The sequence below is a fragment of the Cupriavidus necator N-1 genome (assembly GCF_000219215.1).
Lineage (GTDB): Bacteria > Pseudomonadota > Gammaproteobacteria > Burkholderiales > Burkholderiaceae > Cupriavidus > Cupriavidus necator.
The window spans coordinates 1,314,184-1,330,487 of the sequence record NC_015726.1 but is presented as its reverse complement, the minus strand read 5'-3'; the positions used below and the strand labels follow the sequence as shown (position 1 = coordinate 1,330,487).

Sequence of the window (16,304 nt, the reverse complement as noted above, 5' to 3'; positions counted from 1 at the left end):
AGATCAAGGCGTCTGGCCGGCCTGCGCGGGAATGCGCGGCGTATCGACCTTGACGTCGCCGCACTGGGCGCGGTGGCGCAGGGCGTGGTCGATCAGCACCAGCGCCAGCATGGCCTCGGCGATCGGCGTGGCGCGGATGCCCACGCACGGGTCGTGGCGGCCGAAGGTCTCGACGGTGGCGGCATTGCCGGCCTTGTCGATCGATTCGCGCGGGGTGCGGATGGAAGACGTCGGCTTGATCGCCAGCGACACCGTGACGTCCTGGCCGGTGGAGATACCGCCCAGCACGCCGCCGGAATTGTTGGTGCGGAAGCCCTCGGCGGTCAGCTCGTCGCCATGGACGCTGCCGCGCTGGGCCACGCTGTCGAAGCCGGCGCCGATCTCCACGCCCTTGACCGCGTTGATGCCCATCATGGCGTGGGCAATGTCGGCGTCGAGCCTGTCGAACAGCGGCTCGCCCAGGCCCACCGGCACGTTGCTGGCCACCACCTCGATGCGTGCGCCGACGGAGTCGCCGTCGCGGCGCAGCGCGTCCATATAGGTTTCCAGTTCAGGGATGACGTCGGCATTGGCCGCGAAGAACGGGTTCTGCGGCACATGCGACCAGTCCGTGAACGGCACGGCGATTTCGCCCAGCTGCGACATGTAGCCCCGGATCTCGGTGCCGTACTTTTCGCGCAGCCACTTCTTGGCCACCGCCCCGGCCGCCACCACCGGCGCGGTCAGGCGCGCCGACGAGCGGCCGCCGCCGCGATGGTCGCGGATGCCGTACTTCTGCCAGTAGGTGTAGTCGGCATGGCCCGGGCGGAAGGTCTCGACGATATTGCCGTAGTCCTTGCTGCGCTGGTCGGTATTGCGGATCAGCAGGCAGATCGGGGTGCCAGTGGTCTTGCCCTCGAACACGCCGGACAGGATCTCGACCTGATCGGCTTCCTGGCGCTGCGTGACGTGGCGCGAGGTGCCGGGCCGGCGGCGGTCCAGGTCGCCCTGGATGTCGGCCTCGGTCAGCGCCATGCCCGGCGGGCAGCCGTCCACCACCGCGCCGATGGCGGGCCCGTGCGATTCGCCGAAGGTGGTAACAGTGAAAAGCAGGCCAAGGGTGTTGCCGGACATGATGGAAACCGCACAGGAATTGGGGAAGGTTTCCATTGTAAGGCCAATGGCGGGCCTCGGGCGGCCCGACAGGCTCAGGCGGCGGCGCTTGCCAGCACCAGTTCGGGGTAGAACTCGGCGCGCATCCGCTCCATATAGGCCACCAGGTTGGCATGCCCCTCGGCCGCGGTGCGGATCGGAGTGTCGAATACGGGGCACAGCAGGCTGCCGGCAAAGGCAAACAGCGTGGCGTCGGCCCCGCATGGCGCGTTGCCCATCAGGTAGGGCTTGTCGCCCAGGATGTCGGCAATCGAGGTCACGCCCTTGCTGGCCAGCGCCACCAGGTCTTCTTCGCTGTGCCGGCCCAGCCCCTGCCCCCACAGCGTCTTGCGCACCTTGTAGCGCACCAGCCGCTCGGCCAGGCCGCGCACCGGCGCCGGCACGCCGCGGAAGAACTGGGCCGGCCCCTTGTCGAAGTTGGCCTGGTCCAGCCAGCGCACCCGCGCCACCGCCCAGTACAGGTGGTCTTCCATCAGCTTCTCGGCGGCCCAGGCGATGCCGCGCTCGGCCGCGCTCAGGCCGGCGTCGAAGTCGATGTGGTAGGTCTTCTCGATATGCCAGCGGATCATGGTGGAATCCGCCACGATCCGGCCCATGTCGTCCAGGTAGGGCAGCTTGCCCTTGGGCGCGCGCCGCAGGCTGCCGCGGCGCGCCTGGTAAGGCAGGCCGGCCAGCTTGAGCAGCATCTCGGCCTTGGTGACGAAGGGGCTGGCGTCGGGCAGCCCGAAGGCGGGGCCAAAGGTATAGAGCGTGATCATTGTGGATTCGGGTTCCGCACAACGGATTTAGCGCCAGTCGCCGCGCAGGGCCTGCACCATCTGCTGCAGCCCCTCCGGGGTGGCGGCCTCGGGCGGCACGGGCTCGCCCACCACCAGCTCCAGCCGGTTCAGGATGCCGCGCCGGAACGGCCGCGACATCGCCGGTGCCCCCTTGCGCGAGAAGAAGCTGCCCCACAGCCCGCGCAGCGCCATCGGCACCACCGGCACCGGCGTGCGCCGGATGATCTGCTGCACGCCCTGCTTGAACGGGTTGATCTCGCCGGTGGCGGTGATCTTGCCTTCGGGGAAGATGCAGACCAGATCCCCCTCGTCCAGCGCCTGCGCCACGCTGTCATAGGCACGCTTGAGCATGTCCGGATTCTCGTGCGCCGGCGCGATCGGGATCGCCCGGGCCTGGCGGAAGAACCACGACAGCAGCGGCACCCTGAAGATGTTGTGGTCCATCAGGAAGCGCACCGGGCGCGGGCTGCAGGCCATCAGCACCACTGCGTCGGCAAAGCTGACGTGGTTGCAGACCAGCACGGCCGGGCCGTCGGCGGGAATGCGCTCGGCGTTGACGCGGCGCAGCCGGTAGAGGGTATGGACCAGGATCCACGCGATAAAGCGCAGCAGGAATTCCGGCACCAGCGAGTAGATGTAGACCGCCACCACCGCATTGAGCAGCCCCACCACCAGGAACAGCTGCGGGATGCTGTAGCCCGCCCGCGTCATCGCCACGCCCAGCAGCGAAGCGGCAATCATGAAGAAGCTGTTCAGAATGTTGTTGGCGGCGATGATGCGGGCGCGGTGCGTGGGTGCGCTGCGGCTCTGGATCAGCGCGTACAGCGGCACGCTGTAGAACCCGCCGAACATGGCCAGCAAGAACAGGTCCACCAGCACGCGCCAGTGGCGCGGCTCGGCCAGGAAACCGCCGATGCCGCTCAGCGCCACGGGTGCCTGCCCCTGGCTGGCAAAGTACAGGTCGACTGCGAACACTGTCATGCCGATCGAGCCGAACGGCACCAGGCCGATCTCGACATGGCGCCCGGACAAGCGCTCGCACAGCAGTGAACCGGTGCCGATGCCCAGCGAGAACACCGCCAGCAGCAGCGTCACCACGTTCTGGTCGCCGCCCAGCACATCCTTGGCATAGCTGAAGAACGAGGTCAGGAAGGTGGCGCCCAGGAACCACAACCACGAAATGCCGAGCAGGCTCAGGAATACCGTGCGGTTGCCGCGCGCCAGCACCAGGTTGCGCCAGGTCTCGGAGAACGGGTTCCAGTTGATGCGCAGGTCCGGCTGCGGCGCCGGCGAGACCGGGATGCGGCCCGACACCAGCCGCCCCGCCACCGCGATCACCACGCACACCGCGCCCACGTACATCGGCCCCACGATCGTGCCGCCCTGCTGAAGCCCGGCCAGTTCGCCGCCGATCAGCGTCCCGATCAGGATCGCGACAAAGGTGCCCATCTCCACCATCCCGTTGCCGCCGACCAGCTCGCTTTCATCCAGGTGCTGCGGCAGGTAGGCAAACTTGACCGGGCCGAATAGCGTGGAATGCAGCCCCATCAGGAAGGTGCCGGCGTACAGCAGCGGCGCGCTGTGCCAGGCAAAGCCGGCCAGGCCCAGCACCATGATGGCGATTTCCAGCGACTTGACCAGCCGGATCAGGCGCGACTTCTCCAGCTTGTCGGCGATCTGCCCGCTGGTGGCCGAAAACAGCACGAACGGCGCGATAAAGATGGCCGAGATCAGAAAGGCCGCGCTGCGCGCGTCCACGCCCTCGAACAGTGCCGTGTGGTAAGTCACCAGCGAGGTGAAGGCGACCTTGAAGACGTTGTCGTTCATCGCCCCAAGGAACTGGGTCCAGAAGAACGGGGCGAAGCGGCGCAGGCCGAGCAGTCGGAACTGGCTGTGTTGGCTCATGGATGGGCCGGTCGGTCAGGGGACCGCCGCCGAAATGGGAACGCCGGCTAGTGTGCCGGAGCCGGGGTTCGGCCGCCACCCCGCCACGGCCCCGTGGCGCCAACCGAGGGTATTTCCGAAGGAAGCTTCAGCCCGGGCGGCCCGGCGCAATTACTCGGCGCGCTCTTCCGGCCAGTCGCGGATATAGGCCTTGAGCATCTTGTTCTCGAAGCTCTGGTCCTCGACTACGGCCTTGGCGACGTCGTAGAAGGAAATCACGCCCATCAGCGTGCGGTTGTCGAGCACCGGCAGGTAGCGGGTGTGACGTTCCAGCATCATGCGGCGGACCTCGTTGACGTCGGTCTCCATGGTGCAGGTCAGCGGCGCATCGTCCATCACCTTGCGGATGCTGGTGCTGCCGACGTTGCCATTATTTCGGGCCAGCGTCTCGATGATCTCGCGGAAGGTCAGCATGCCGACCAGGTCGCCGTATTCCATCACCACCAGCGAGCCGATATCGTGCTCGGCCATGGTGTGGACGGCTACCAGCAAGGAGGTGTCAGGCGTCACGGTATAGAGCGTATTGCCCTTGATCTGGAGGATGTCGCTGACTTTCATGTTGGTCTCCGCTGCCTGCGCTCAAACTGAGGGCATCGCTCCGGCCGGGGGCACAGGGGGCGATACCGGTCACATTGTTATCTGTCTATGGGTGTGCGGGCGCACTCTGCATCGTAGCGCCCCGTTGGCCGATCCTAGCCCAAACCCGCCGTCAAAGTAAAGCGGGAGGCCGGTTTGCGGGCGTCGGCGGGCGCACGGTGCTACGATGCTGGCCGGAGACAACTCAAGGCCGACCGACCATGTCCGGAACCCGATTCGACACGCTTGCGCTGCACGCCGGCGCCGCGCCAGACCCCGCCACCGGGGCCCGCGCCACCCCTATCCACCTGACCACGTCCTTCGTGTTCCGCGACAGCGAGCACGCCGCGTCGCTGTTCAACATGGAGCGCGCGGGGCACGTCTACTCTCGTATTTCCAACCCCACCGTGGCCGTGCTCGAAGAGCGCATCGCCGCGCTGGAGAACGGCGCCGGCGCCATCGCCACGGCCTCGGGCCAGGCCGCGCTGCACCTGGCGGTGGCCACTCTGATGGGCGCGGGCTCGCACGTGGTGGCCTCGTCGGCACTGTATGGCGGCTCGCACAACTTGCTGCACTACACTCTGCGCCGCTTCGGCATCGAGACCACCTTTGTCAAGGCGCGCGACATCGACGCCTGGCGCGCGGCGATCCGGCCCAATACCCGGCTGCTGTTCGGCGAGACCCTGGGCAACCCGGGACTGGACGTGCTGGACATCCCGACGCTGGCGCAACTGGGCCAGGACAACGGCATCCCGTTGCTGGTGGATTCCACCTTCACCACGCCCTACCTGCTGCGCCCGTTCGACCACGGCGCCGGCCTGCTCTACCATTCGGCCACCAAGTTCCTGGGCGGCCACGGCACCACCATCGGCGGCGTGCTGGTCGAAGGCGGCACCTTCGACTTCGAGGCCTCCGGGCGCTTCCCGGAGCTGTCCGAGCCGTACGAGGGCTTCCACAACATGGTGTTCACCGAGGAAAGCACGGTGGCGCCCTTCCTGCTGCGCGCGCGCCGCGAGGGCCTGCGCGACTTCGGTGCCTGCATGAACCCGATGGCCGCCTGGCAGCTGCTGCAGGGCGTGGAGACGCTGCCGCTGCGCATGAGCCGGCATGTCGACAACACTCGCAAGGTGGTGCAGTTCCTGGTCTCGCACCCGATGGTGGAATCGGTGTCCTACCCGGAACTGGAATCGCACCCTGACTACGAACTGGCCAAGCGCCTGCTGCCGCGCGGCTGCGGCGCGGTGTTCAGCTTCAACCTGAAGGGCAACCGCGTGGCCGGCCAGCGCTTTATCGAGAGCATGTCGCTGTTCTCGCACCTGGCCAACGTGGGCGACGCACGCTCGCTGGTGATCCACCCGGCTTCGACCACGCACTTCCGCATGGACGCGGCGGCGCTGCAGTCGGCCGGCATCACCGAGGGCACGATCCGGCTGTCGATCGGGCTGGAAGACCCGGATGACCTGATCGACGATCTCAAGCGCGGCCTGAAGGCGGCCGAAAAGGCCATGAGCGGCAAGGGAGGGCAAGCCTGATGGAACTGACCATTGCAGGCCAGCCGGCCTACGCCTATACCGGCGGCAAACCCTTCGATCCCGCCCTGCCCTGTGCCGTGTTTGTCCACGGCGCGCAGAACGACCACAGCGTGTGGGCCCTGCAGACGCGCTGGTTTGCCAACCACGGCTTCTCGGTGCTGGCGGTGGACCTGCCGGGCCACAACCGCAGCAAGGGCGCGCCGCTGGCCACCGTCGAGGCCATGGCCGACTGGGTCATGGCGCTGGTGGCGGCCGCCGGCGTGAAGGCGCCGGCCTTCGTGTTCGGCCACAGCATGGGCTCGCTGATCGCGCTGGAATGCGCGGCGCGGCATGCGCAGGCCGTGCGCGGCATCGGCCTGCTGGCCACGGCTTACCCGATGAAGGTCTCGGACGCGCTGCTGGACGCTTCGCTCAACCGCGAGGGCGAGGCCATCGCCATGGTCAACACCTGGTCGCATTCGAGCCTGGCCAACAAGCCGTCTTCGCCCGGGCCGGGCGCGTGGATGCACGGCGGCAGCCAGCGGCTGATGGAGCGCGTGTCGCGCAACAACCCGCAGGCCCATGTGTTCCACAATGACTTCTCGGCCTGCAATGCCTACGCCCATGGCGAAGAGGCCGCGGCCGCGGTCGCCTGCCCCGCGCTCTTCATCACCGGCACCAAGGACATGATGACGTCGCCCAAGGCGGCCCAGGCGTTGGCCGGCAAGATGACCAAGGCGAGCCTGGTCACGGTCCCGTGCGGCCACGCGCTGATGGGCGAACGCCCGGATGAAGTGCTGGACGCGCTGGCGGCGTTTGCGCGCAAGGTGGTCGCGGCCGGCTAAGCCTGGCCGCAGATGGCTGGCCGGCCACGCCGGCGGCCAGCCTCCCGGCACCTCTGCGCAGAAGGTCTACACTGCACAAAACAAGACCTGCCGGAGACAGCCATGGCCCACGCCCGCGCGCGCGAGTTCGAAAACTTCGCGGCCTTTTATCCCTACTACCTGGCCGAACACCAGAACCGTACCTGCCGGCGGCTGCATTTTGCCGGGTCGACGGTGGCGCTGCTGTGTCTGGTGGCGCTGGTGGTTACCGGCAATGCGTGGTGGCTGCTGGCCGCTGTGCTGGCAGGTTACGCCTTTGCCTGGGTCGGGCACTTTGGTTTCGAGAAGAACCGGCCGGCGACGTTCCGGCATCCGCTTTACAGCCTGATGGGAGACTGGGTGATGTATGCCGATATCTGGCGGGGCAAGATTCCGTTCTAGGCAACTTCACTGTCGCCGGGCTGGCCCGGGCCTTACACCTGCCCATGCCAGCCCGGCGGCACCACTTCCAGCGTGCGCCGCTGCAGATGGCTCCCCCCATCTCCTTCAGTCGGCGGCAGATCGGCCGGCTGCTGCCGGAACACCGCCTCCAGCGTCTGGTCCAGCTGCGGATTGTCCAGAATCGACTTGAGCGCATCGGCGCCGCGAAGCTGCTGCGCAAGCGCCGTGCGCGGCAGCCGCGGCAGGTTCAGCACCAACCGGTCATGCAACGTCCGCAGCGTCACCTGCGACGGATCGCACAGCAGCGCCCAGTGGGCCTGGCCACGCTCCTGCTGCAGGCGTCCGATCAGGTGCAAGGCCTTGAGCTTGCCCAGCAGGCCCGACAGGTAGTCGGCCTCAACCCGCAGCTTGCGGCCAAGGTCCAGTTCGCCGACGCTGCGCGGCACTTCGTCGCGCGCGCGGTAGAGCAGCAGCAGCACGCCCAGCGCGTCGAAGAACTCGCTGCCGGCAAAGGTGCGGCGGCGCCAGTAGCCCTGCCGGATCACCGGCAGGTTGGCGGCGATGGTCGCACCCAGCAGCGTCACCAGCCAGCTCAGGTAGATCCAGAGCAGGAAGATGGGCAGCGCCGCGAAGGTGCCGTAGACCGCCGTGTAAGTCGGGATATGCGTGATGAAATAGCCGAAGCCGCGCTTGGCAAACTCGAACGCGATCGCCGCCACCAGGCCCGCCACGATGGCATCGCGCCATTCGACATAGGCATTGGGCACCGCCGTGTACAGGAAGGCAAAGGCCAGCGCCGACAGCAGCACCGGCGTTGCGCCCACCAGCAGCCCCAGCCCCACCGGCATGGTGCCGACATAGCCCGCCGAGACCGAGATCAGGTAAGAGCTGATCGACAGGCTCGCGCCGATCAGCACCGGCCCGAAGGTCAGCACCGCCCAGAACACCAGCACCCGCTGCGCCAGCGGGCGGCGCTGCTTGACGCGCCAGATCGCATTGAGCGCATCTTCCACGGTCAGCATGGTCAGCACCGAGGTGACCATCAGTCCGCCCAGGCCCATTGCGGTCAGCCCGCGCGCGCTCTTGGCGAACATGCCGAGGTAGCGCTGGATCGATTCACTGACGTTGCCGGGGATCAGGTTCTGGAACAGGAACGACTCGATGGCGTTGCGGAAGTCGCGGAACACCGGGAACGCGGCCAGCAGCGCGAACGCCACCGTCAGCACCGGCACCACGGCCAGCACGGTGGTGAAGGTCAGGCTGGCCGAGACCTGCGGCAGCCGGTCTTCGCCGGCGCGGCGCAGTGCATAGCGCGCCAGGGCGCGTACCTTCTGCAGGTTCCATTCCCGGCGCAGGCGGGCAACGCGGGGTCCAATCATGCGCAAACGACCTCCTGGATCTGGTTCTGACGGATAAACAGGCGGCCCGCGGCACCGGGGGCGCGAAGCCGATGGGAGATGGCGCGGGGGGCGCATCTATAATACGCGCATTGCTTCCGGCATCCTTCGCGCAACACCACCCCGCCACCGCCGGCCATCCCGCTCCATGACCGACATCCTCGTCCTGTATTACAGCCGCCACGGCAGCACCCGCAAACTTGCCGAACTGATTGCCAACGGTATTGACAGCGTCCCCGGCGCCCAGGCCCGGCTGCGCACCGTGCCGCCGGTTTCCACCGTGTGCGAGGCCACCGCGTCCGATATCCCGGCCGACGGCCCGCCCTATGCCGAGCTGCGCGACCTGGAGGAATGCGCCGGCCTGGCCCTGGGCAGCCCCACCCGCTTCGGCAACATGGCCGCGCCGATGAAGTACTTCCTGGACGGCACCGTGGCGCAGTGGCTGTCGGGCGCGCTGACCGGCAAGCCGGCCTGCGTGTTCACCGCCACCGGCAGCCTGCACGGCGGGCAGGAAACCACGCTGCTGTCGATGATGCTGCCGCTGCTGCACCACGGCATGCTGATCCTGGGCCTGCCGTATTCCGAGAAGGGCCTGATGACCACGGCCTCCGGTGGCACGCCCTACGGCCCCAGCCACCATGCCCACGGCGACAACCGCGGCCCGGTCACGGAAGACGAATCTGGACTGGCCATCGCCATGGGCCGGCGGCTGGCGCAGACCGCGCTGCGCCTGGCGGGAGACGCGGCATGAGCCCCATCCCCGAGAGCGACCAGGCGCTGCACAGCCCTTGGCTGTACCGGTTCAGCGTGGGCAGCCTGCTGGCGCTGATGGTGCTGTGCATTGCCTGGGAATGGTTCCTGGCGCCGCTGCGCCCCGGGGGGTCGTGGCTGATCATCAAGTTCCTGCCGCTGCTGCTGCCGCTGCGCGGCTTGCTGACGCGCAACCGCTACACCATGCAGTGGTCGTCGATGCTGATCCTGTTGTTCTTCACCGAGGGCATCGTGCGCGCCACCAGCGACCGCGCCCCCTCGTCCACGCTGGCGTGGGTGGAGGTGGCGCTGACGCTGGTGTACTTCACCAGCACCATCCTGTACCTTCGCCCCTACAAGCGCCGCGCCCGGGCGGCCGGCAAGCCAGCCGCGCCCAAGTCCTGACCCCATTCCGCCATCGCCATGACCTCGCCTCAAGACTCCTTCCTCGCACTGTGCCGCGCCGCGCTGGGTGCGCAGCACGTGCTGACCGATGCAGCCGACAAGGCGCCCTACCTGACCGACTGGCGCAAGCGCTATCGCGGCGAGGCGCTGGCGGTGCTGCGCCCCGGCACCACCGAGGAGGTCGCCGAGGTGGTCCATGCCTGCCATGCGCACAAGATCGCCGTGGTGCCGCAAGGCGGCAACACCGGCCTGTGCGGCGGCGCCACGCCGGTGGCCGGGCAGGACCAGGTGGTGGTCTCGCTGCAGCGGCTGCACCGCATCCGCCAGGTGGATCCGCTCAACAACACCATCACGGTCGAGACCGGCGTGGTGCTGCAGCACCTGCAGGAAGTGGCGCGCGAGCACGGCCGGCTGTTTCCGCTGAGCCTGGCGGCCGAAGGCAGCTGCACCATCGGCGGCAACCTGTCGACCAATGCCGGCGGCACCGCGGTGCTGCGCTACGGCAACACGCGTGAGCTGTGCCTGGGCCTGGAAGTGGTGACGCCGTCGGGCGAGATCTGGCACGGCCTGCGCGGGCTGCGCAAGGACAACACCGGCTACGACCTGCGCGACCTTTTTATCGGCGCCGAAGGCACGCTGGGCATCATCACCGCCGCGGTAATGAAGCTGTTCCCGCTGCCACGCGCCTCGGTCACCGCGCTGGCCGCGGTGCCGAGCCCGCGCGCCGCGCTGGCGCTACTGGCCATCGCGCAATCGCATGCGGGCGCCATGCTGACCGGGTTCGAGCTGATGTCCGCGCTCAGCATGACGCTGGTGACGCGGCACTTCCCGCAGCTGCGCTATCCGTTCGCAGACATCCACCCGCAGCTGGTGCTGCTGGAACTGTCCGACAGCGAAAGCGAAGCCCATGCGCGCGGCATCTTCGAAACCATGATGTCGGCCGCCTTCGATGCCGGCGTGGTCGCCGACGCGGTGGTGGCGGAATCGGTGCAGCAGTCGCGTGATTTCTGGAACCTGCGCGAGCATATCCCGCTGGCGCAGGTGGAAGACGGCAAGAACATCAAGCACGATATCGCCGTGCCGGTGTCGCGTGTGGCGGACTTTATCGAGACCACCGACGCGCTGCTGCAGAACGCCTTCCCCGGCGCACGCATGGTGACCTTCGGCCACCTTGGCGACGGCAACCTGCACTACAACGTGTCGCCGCCGGAAGGCGTCGACCATGACGCCTTCCTGGCCCACCAGGACCAGGTCAACCGCATCGTGCACGACAGCGTGCGCTCGCATAACGGCTCGATTTCCGCCGAGCACGGGCTCGGCCAGCTCAAGCGCGAGGAAAACCGGCTTTACAAGAGCGAGGTCGAGCTGGCCATGATGCGCGCGATCAAGGGCGCACTCGATCCGCAGGGGCTGATGAATCCGGGCAAGGTTATCTGAGCGCGCCGCGCCATCATCGCGCCAGTGCCTCGCGGATAAATGCCGCCACCGCCTCCAGCAACTGGTCGAGATGGCCGCGCAGCACGGCGAAGCCGCGGTGCTGCGCGAGCCTTGCCTCGTCCATATAAAGCGCGCGGTTGATTTCGATCTGCAGGCTGTGGCGGCCGCGCGCCGGGTCGGCATAGGCGCGGATCAGCTCCGCCCCCTTGTACGGCCAGTTGATGCCCACCCGGTAGCCGTAGCCGCGCAGGCACTGTGTCGACCGGCGACGGCACGCGCGTCACCGGCCCTTTCTGCGCCGACGACACGCTGCGCGACTTTGGCGGCTATTTCCAGAGCGTGAACCGCAACAAGCGATCGATCGCAGTCGACCTGAAGACCGACAAGGGCCGCGAGATCGTCCGCAAGCTGATCGACGGTGCCGACATCGTGGTCGAGAACTTCCGCGCCGGCGTGATGGAACGCCTCGGGCTGGCCTATGAAACCCTGCGCGAGACCAATCCGCGGCTGGTCTACGGCACCGTGCGCGGCTTCGGCGATCCGCGCAGCGGCGAGAGCCCCTATGCGCAATGGCCGGCCTATGACGTGGTCTCGCAGGCGATGGGCGGCATGATGGGAATCACCGGCCCGGACCGCGACACCCCGACCAAGATCGGCCCCGGCGTCGGTGACACCGTGCCGGCGCTGATGCTGTGCATCGGCATCCTGGCCGCTGTGCATCGTGTGCGCGAGACCGGCGCAGGCCAGTTCGTCGACGTGGCCATGACCGACGCCGTGCTGGCCATGTGCGAGCGCATCGTCTACCAGACCTCCTACACCGGCACCGTGCCTGCGCCGGATGGCAACCGCCACCCGCTGCTGTGCCCGTTCGGCCTGTTCCGCGCCCGCGATGGCCATGTCTCGATCGCCTGCGCCACCGACGCGTTCTGGGCCAAGCTGGCCCATGCCATCGGCCGCCCCGAGATGGCCACCGACGAGGACTTCGCCACCAACGCCGCGCGTGTGCGCAACGCGCAACAAGTGATCGACGCCATCGAAGCGTTCAGCACCGCGCGCACCAAAGAGGAGATCGCACAGTGCCTGGGCGGCAAGGTGCCGTTCGGTCCGGTCTACACCTCCGCGGAGATCTTCGCGGACCCGCACTACCGCGTGCGCGAAATGCTGGTCGACGTTGAGCAACCGGGCTCGGCCACGCCGGTCAAGATCGCCGGCGTGCCGATCAAGCTCAGCGCCACCCCCGGCGCGGTACTCCAGCGCGCGCCCATGCTTGGCGAGCACACCGACGCGATCCTGCTGGCGGCGGGCTATGGGAAGCAAGAGATCGTGCACATGCGCGCGGCGGGGGCCATCCGGTAGGCCGGTCTACAGGCCCCTCAGGACAGAATGACCAAACCGCTGCAATATCCATGCGTAGCACCATTTGACGCACGAGAGGAGAAATGATGAGCATCAACGGCAAGGCCTATATCGTCGGCGCCTATGAGCACCCGACCCGCAAGGCACCGGACAAGTCGGTGGCGCAGCTGCACGCCGAAAGCGCCAAGGGCGCACTGCAAGACGCGGGCCTGACGCTGGCGGACGTGGACGGCTACTTCTGCGCCGGCGACGCGCCCGGACTGGGCGCGGTCAATATGGTCGACTATCTCGGCCTCAAGGTGCGCCATGTCGACTCCACCGACACCGGCGGCTCGGCCTACCTGGTCCATGTCTCGCACGCGGCGCAGGCCATCGCGGCCGGCAAGTGCAACGTGGCCCTGATCACGCTGGCGGGCCGCCCGCGTTCGGAAGGCTCCAGCGGCACCCAGGCGCGCAACTGGGGCGCCAACCTGCCCGACGCGCCGTTCGAGAGCCCCTTCAGCCCGGTCACCGTCAACCTGTACGCGATGACGGCCATGCGCCATATGCACGAATACGGCACCACTGCCGAGCAGCTCGCCTGGGTCAAGGTGGCCGCGTCGCACCACGCGCAGCACAACCCCCATGCCATGCTGCGCGACGTGGTCACGGTCGAGGACGTGCTGAACTCGCCGATGATTTCCGATCCGCTGCACAAGCTCGACTGCTGCGTGGTATCGGACGGCGGCGGCGCGCTGGTCGTGGCGCGCCCGGAAATCGCCGCCACGCTGCAGAGGCCCAAGGTGAAGATCCGCGGCGCCGGCGAGTACATCAAGGGCCAGCTCGGTGGAGAAGTCGATCTGAGCTGGTCCGGCGCGCGCTTCTCGGGCGCGACGGCGTTCGCCGAAGCGGGCGTCACGCCGGCCGACATCAAGTACGCGTCGATCTACGACAGCTTCACCATCACCGTGCTGATGCAGCTGGAAGACCTGGGCTTCTGCAAGAAAGGCGAAGGCGGCAGGTTCGTCGCCGACGGCAACCTGATCTCCGGCGTCGGCAAGCTGCCCTTCAACACCGACGGCGGCGGCCTGTGCAACAACCATCCGGCCAACCGCGGCGGCATCACCAAGGTCATCGAGGCCGTGCGCCAGCTGCGCGGCGAAGCCCACCCGGCGGTGCAGGTCGCCAACTGCGACCTGGCGCTGGCGCAAGGCACCGGCGGCTACCTGGGCTCGCGCCACGGCAGCGCCACCCTGATCCTTGAACGTGAATAATGCGCGGGAGCAATGACATGACGACCCCACATACCCCCATTGCCTACAAGGCGCCGGACGAGCAGCCCGACAACCTGCCCTTCTGGCAGGCCGCGCGCGAAGGGCAATTGCTGTTCAAGGTCTGCGACGACTGCGGCAAGCCCCACTGGTATCCGCGCGTGCTGTGCCCGTTCTGCATGGGCACCACCTCATGGAAGCCGGCCAGCGGCCGCGGCACGATCTACAGCTTCAGCGTGACGCGCCGCGCAGGTCCCAATCCGTTCTGCATCGCCTACGTCACGCTGGACGAAGGCGTGACCATGATGACCCATATCGTCGACTGCGACCTCGACACGGTGCGGATCGGGCAGAAGGTGCAGGTGAAGTTCTCGCCCAGCGATGGCGGCGCCCCGGTACCGACTTTCACGCTGGCCTGAGGCCGGGCTGAACCTGTCAAGGAGAGCAGCAACATGGATTTCCAGCCCCCGGGCGAATGGGTCGAATTCGGCGGTGCGCTGATCAAAGCCATCGACCGCGAAGTGGCCGCGCTGGTGCATGAGCACCGCGCCCTGCTGGGCAGCGAACGCACTGCCTACGACGAGAGCGGCCGCCGGCTGCTGGATGGCGATACCGCGTTCTGACGGCAACTGCAACATGACAGAGAGGACCACCATGACCCACAACGATCTGCCCGATGCAGGCGTCGCCGCCGCCCCCACTGGCCCGCTTGCGGTGGATGCCGCAGTGGCGCTCGGCGACGTGCCGCGCGTTTTCCATATGCCGCACACCACGCTGGCCGAGAACCTTGAAATCTCGGCCCGGCGCTTCCCCGACAAGGTCGCGGTCCAGTTCTACCACGGCGCCACCACCTATGCCGGACTGCTGGCGCAGGTGGAGCGCATGGCCGGTTACCTGCAGCAGGCATGCGGCGTGCACCGAGGCGACCGCGTGGTGCTGCTCAGCCAGAACAGCCCGCAGTTCATCGTGGCCTACTACGCGATCCTGCGCGCCGATGCCGTGGTGGTGCCGGCCAACGCCATGCTGCTGGAAGACGAGCTACGCCATATCGTCACCGACAGCGGCGCGGTGGCCGCGTTTGCCGCAAGCGAGCTGGTCGGGCAGGTGGCACCGCTGGTCGGCACCACGCCGCTGCGCCACGTGATCGTGCATCACTATGGCGATGCCCTGCCCGCGCAGCCCGACGACAGCCTCGCGATTCCGGACTGGGTGCAGCAGCGCTCGTCCGGCTCGGCGTTGCCGGCCGGCGCAGTCCACTGGCAGCAGGCCATGGCCGCCGGCTCCACGCCATCGCCGCGCGCCGCAGGCCTGGACGACCTGTGCATGCTGCCCTACACCTCGGGCACCACCGGGGCGCCCAAGGCCTGCATGCACACGCACCGCACGGTGATGGTGTCGGTGGCGGGTTCGCAGCTATGGCGGCGCTCGCACGCGGAGTCGACCTTCCTGGCGGTGGCGCCGATGTTCCACCTGCTCGGGCTGCAGAACGGCGTCAATGCGCCGGTCTACATGGGCGGCACCATCGTGTTGCTGCCGCGCTGGGACCGGCGCACCGCGGCGCAGCTGGTAGCGCGCCATCGCGTCACGTTCTGGGCGGCGCCGCCGCCGATGCTGGTGGAGTTCTTCGCGCAGCCGGATATCGAGTCATTCGACCTGAGCAGCCTGGCCTGCGTGGTCGGCGGCGGCGCGGCGGTGCCCGACAGCACCGCGCGGGTGATGAAGGAGCGCTACGGGCTGCAGTTTGTCGAAGGCTACGGCCTGACGGAGACCGCCTCGTTCATCATCGCCAACCCTCTCGCCGCACCGCGCACCGGGCTCCTGGGCGTGCCGACCTACGGCGTCGACGCGCGCGTCATCGATCCCGCCACGCTGGCCGAAGTGCCGCGCGGCGAGGTCGGCGAGATCGTGGTGCACGGCGCGCAGGTGATGCTGGGCTACTGGAACCAGCCCGCCGCCAATGCCGAGAGCTTTATCACGATCGACGGCAAGCGCTTCTTCCGTACCGGCGACCTTGCCAGCGTCGATGCCGACGGCTACTTCGTCATGCGCGACCGCCTCAAGCGCATGGTCAACGCCTCGGGCTACAAGGTGTGGCCGGCCGAGGTGGAAGCGATCCTGCATACCCACCCTGCGATCCTGGAAGCCTGCGTGATCGCCGCGCGCGATCCGCATCGGGGCGAGACGGTGAAGGCCGTGATCGTGCGGCGTGACGGCGCCGGCGTTTCCGAGGAAGAGTTGCTGGCCTGGTGCCGTACCAGCATGGCGACCTACAAGGCGCCGCGCATCGTGCAGTTTGTCGAGCGCCTGCCGCGCTCCGCCACCGGCAAGATCGCGTGGCGCGAACTGCAGGAGCAGGAGATGCAGGGCGCTCCATTGGCGAACCACAAGGCCTAGCCCAGCCGCAAGTAAAACGGCGCGCCGGTCCGCAAGGTCCGGCGCGCCGTTCTGTTATTGCCGGCCATTGCTGCATGGCCGGTGCATT

At 67.9% G+C, this 16,304-nt stretch carries 17 protein-coding genes; 11 read left to right on the top strand and 6 right to left on the bottom strand.

Features of this window, described 5'->3' with window-relative positions; all coding sequences use genetic code 11:
• Positions 1-3: 3 nt before the first annotated feature.
• The 4 genes from aroC to CNE_RS06335 form a co-directional block, all read right to left on the bottom strand.
• Positions 4-1,113, bottom strand: coding sequence for a chorismate synthase (aroC, locus tag CNE_RS06350; RefSeq protein WP_041227845.1), 1,110 nt, complete (start codon positions 1,111-1,113; stop codon positions 4-6).
• Positions 1,114-1,187: 74 nt separating this feature from the next.
• The gene (locus tag CNE_RS06345; RefSeq protein ID WP_013956301.1) at positions 1,188-1,910 is read right to left on the bottom strand and encodes a glutathione S-transferase C-terminal domain-containing protein; all 723 of its coding nucleotides are present in this window, start codon (positions 1,908-1,910) and stop codon (positions 1,188-1,190) included.
• A 27-nt stretch (positions 1,911-1,937) separates the two neighbouring features.
• A complete protein-coding gene (locus CNE_RS06340; RefSeq protein ID WP_013956300.1) occupies positions 1,938-3,836 on the bottom strand; it encodes an MFS transporter in 1,899 nt (632 codons plus the stop codon).
• A gap of 150 nt (positions 3,837-3,986) precedes the next feature.
• Positions 3,987-4,433 (bottom strand): CBS domain-containing protein, encoded by a 447-nt coding sequence (locus tag CNE_RS06335; protein WP_013956299.1) that lies wholly within the window; start codon positions 4,431-4,433, stop codon positions 3,987-3,989.
• Between the two features lie 239 nt (positions 4,434-4,672).
• On the opposite strand from CNE_RS06335, the gene CNE_RS06330 reads away from it, so the two are divergent.
• From CNE_RS06330 to CNE_RS06320, 3 genes are all read left to right on the top strand, one after another.
• Positions 4,673-5,983, top strand: a complete 1,311-nt coding sequence (locus tag CNE_RS06330) for an O-acetylhomoserine aminocarboxypropyltransferase (protein ID WP_013956298.1) — start codon at positions 4,673-4,675, stop codon at positions 5,981-5,983.
• The gene (locus tag CNE_RS06325) at positions 5,983-6,807 is read left to right on the top strand and encodes an alpha/beta fold hydrolase (protein WP_013956297.1); all 825 of its coding nucleotides are present in this window, start codon (positions 5,983-5,985) and stop codon (positions 6,805-6,807) included. The genes CNE_RS06330 and CNE_RS06325 overlap by 1 nt, the downstream gene beginning before the upstream one ends.
• Before the next feature lie 102 nt (positions 6,808-6,909).
• Entirely contained in the window at positions 6,910-7,227 is a 318-nt protein-coding gene (locus CNE_RS06320) for an Mpo1-like protein (RefSeq protein WP_013956296.1), read from the top strand.
• 32 nt (positions 7,228-7,259) lie between these two features.
• On the opposite strand, the gene CNE_RS06315 is transcribed toward CNE_RS06320, so the two are convergent.
• On the bottom strand, positions 7,260-8,606 hold the full coding sequence (locus CNE_RS06315) for a YihY family inner membrane protein (RefSeq protein ID WP_013956295.1): 1,347 nt from the start codon (positions 8,604-8,606) through the stop codon (positions 7,260-7,262).
• A gap of 166 nt (positions 8,607-8,772) precedes the next feature.
• On the opposite strand from CNE_RS06315, the gene wrbA reads away from it, so the two are divergent.
• Genes wrbA through CNE_RS06300 form a run of 3 tightly spaced genes read left to right on the top strand, consistent with a single transcriptional unit; the run spans position 8,773 to position 11,216 of the window.
• Entirely contained in the window at positions 8,773-9,375 is a 603-nt protein-coding gene (gene wrbA, locus CNE_RS06310) for an NAD(P)H:quinone oxidoreductase (protein ID WP_013956294.1), read from the top strand.
• Positions 9,372-9,779 (top strand): DUF2069 domain-containing protein, encoded by a 408-nt coding sequence (locus CNE_RS06305; RefSeq protein ID WP_013956293.1) that lies wholly within the window; start codon positions 9,372-9,374, stop codon positions 9,777-9,779. The genes wrbA and CNE_RS06305 overlap by 4 nt, the downstream gene beginning before the upstream one ends.
• A gap of 18 nt (positions 9,780-9,797) precedes the next feature.
• Entirely contained in the window at positions 9,798-11,216 is a 1,419-nt protein-coding gene (locus CNE_RS06300) for an FAD-binding oxidoreductase (RefSeq protein WP_013956292.1), read from the top strand.
• Between the two features lie 13 nt (positions 11,217-11,229).
• Here CNE_RS06300 and CNE_RS06295 read toward each other — a convergent pair whose 3' ends face one another.
• A complete protein-coding gene (locus tag CNE_RS06295; RefSeq protein ID WP_013956291.1) occupies positions 11,230-11,445 on the bottom strand; it encodes an N-formylglutamate amidohydrolase in 216 nt (71 codons plus the stop codon).
• Between the two features lie 26 nt (positions 11,446-11,471).
• On the opposite strand from CNE_RS06295, the gene CNE_RS06290 reads away from it, so the two are divergent.
• The 5 genes from CNE_RS06290 to CNE_RS06275 all read left to right on the top strand — a co-directional run bounded on the left by CNE_RS06290 (position 11,472) and on the right by CNE_RS06275 (position 16,216).
• Entirely contained in the window at positions 11,472-12,572 is a 1,101-nt protein-coding gene (locus CNE_RS06290; protein WP_013956290.1) for a CaiB/BaiF CoA transferase family protein, read from the top strand.
• An 86-nt stretch (positions 12,573-12,658) separates the two neighbouring features.
• The gene (locus CNE_RS06285) at positions 12,659-13,825 is read left to right on the top strand and encodes a thiolase domain-containing protein (RefSeq protein ID WP_013956289.1); all 1,167 of its coding nucleotides are present in this window, start codon (positions 12,659-12,661) and stop codon (positions 13,823-13,825) included.
• Between the two features lie 17 nt (positions 13,826-13,842).
• Positions 13,843-14,241: a Zn-ribbon domain-containing OB-fold protein gene (locus CNE_RS06280; protein WP_013956288.1), complete on the top strand. Its 399-nt coding sequence runs from the start codon at positions 13,843-13,845 to the stop codon at positions 14,239-14,241.
• A 33-nt stretch (positions 14,242-14,274) separates the two neighbouring features.
• Complete coding sequence (locus tag CNE_RS40755; protein WP_193351053.1) at positions 14,275-14,445, top strand: hypothetical protein; 171 nt, start codon at positions 14,275-14,277, stop codon at positions 14,443-14,445.
• Positions 14,446-14,476: 31 nt separating this feature from the next.
• Complete coding sequence (locus CNE_RS06275) at positions 14,477-16,216, top strand: long-chain fatty acid--CoA ligase (protein ID WP_013956287.1); 1,740 nt, start codon at positions 14,477-14,479, stop codon at positions 16,214-16,216.
• Positions 16,217-16,304: the final 88 nt, after the last annotated feature.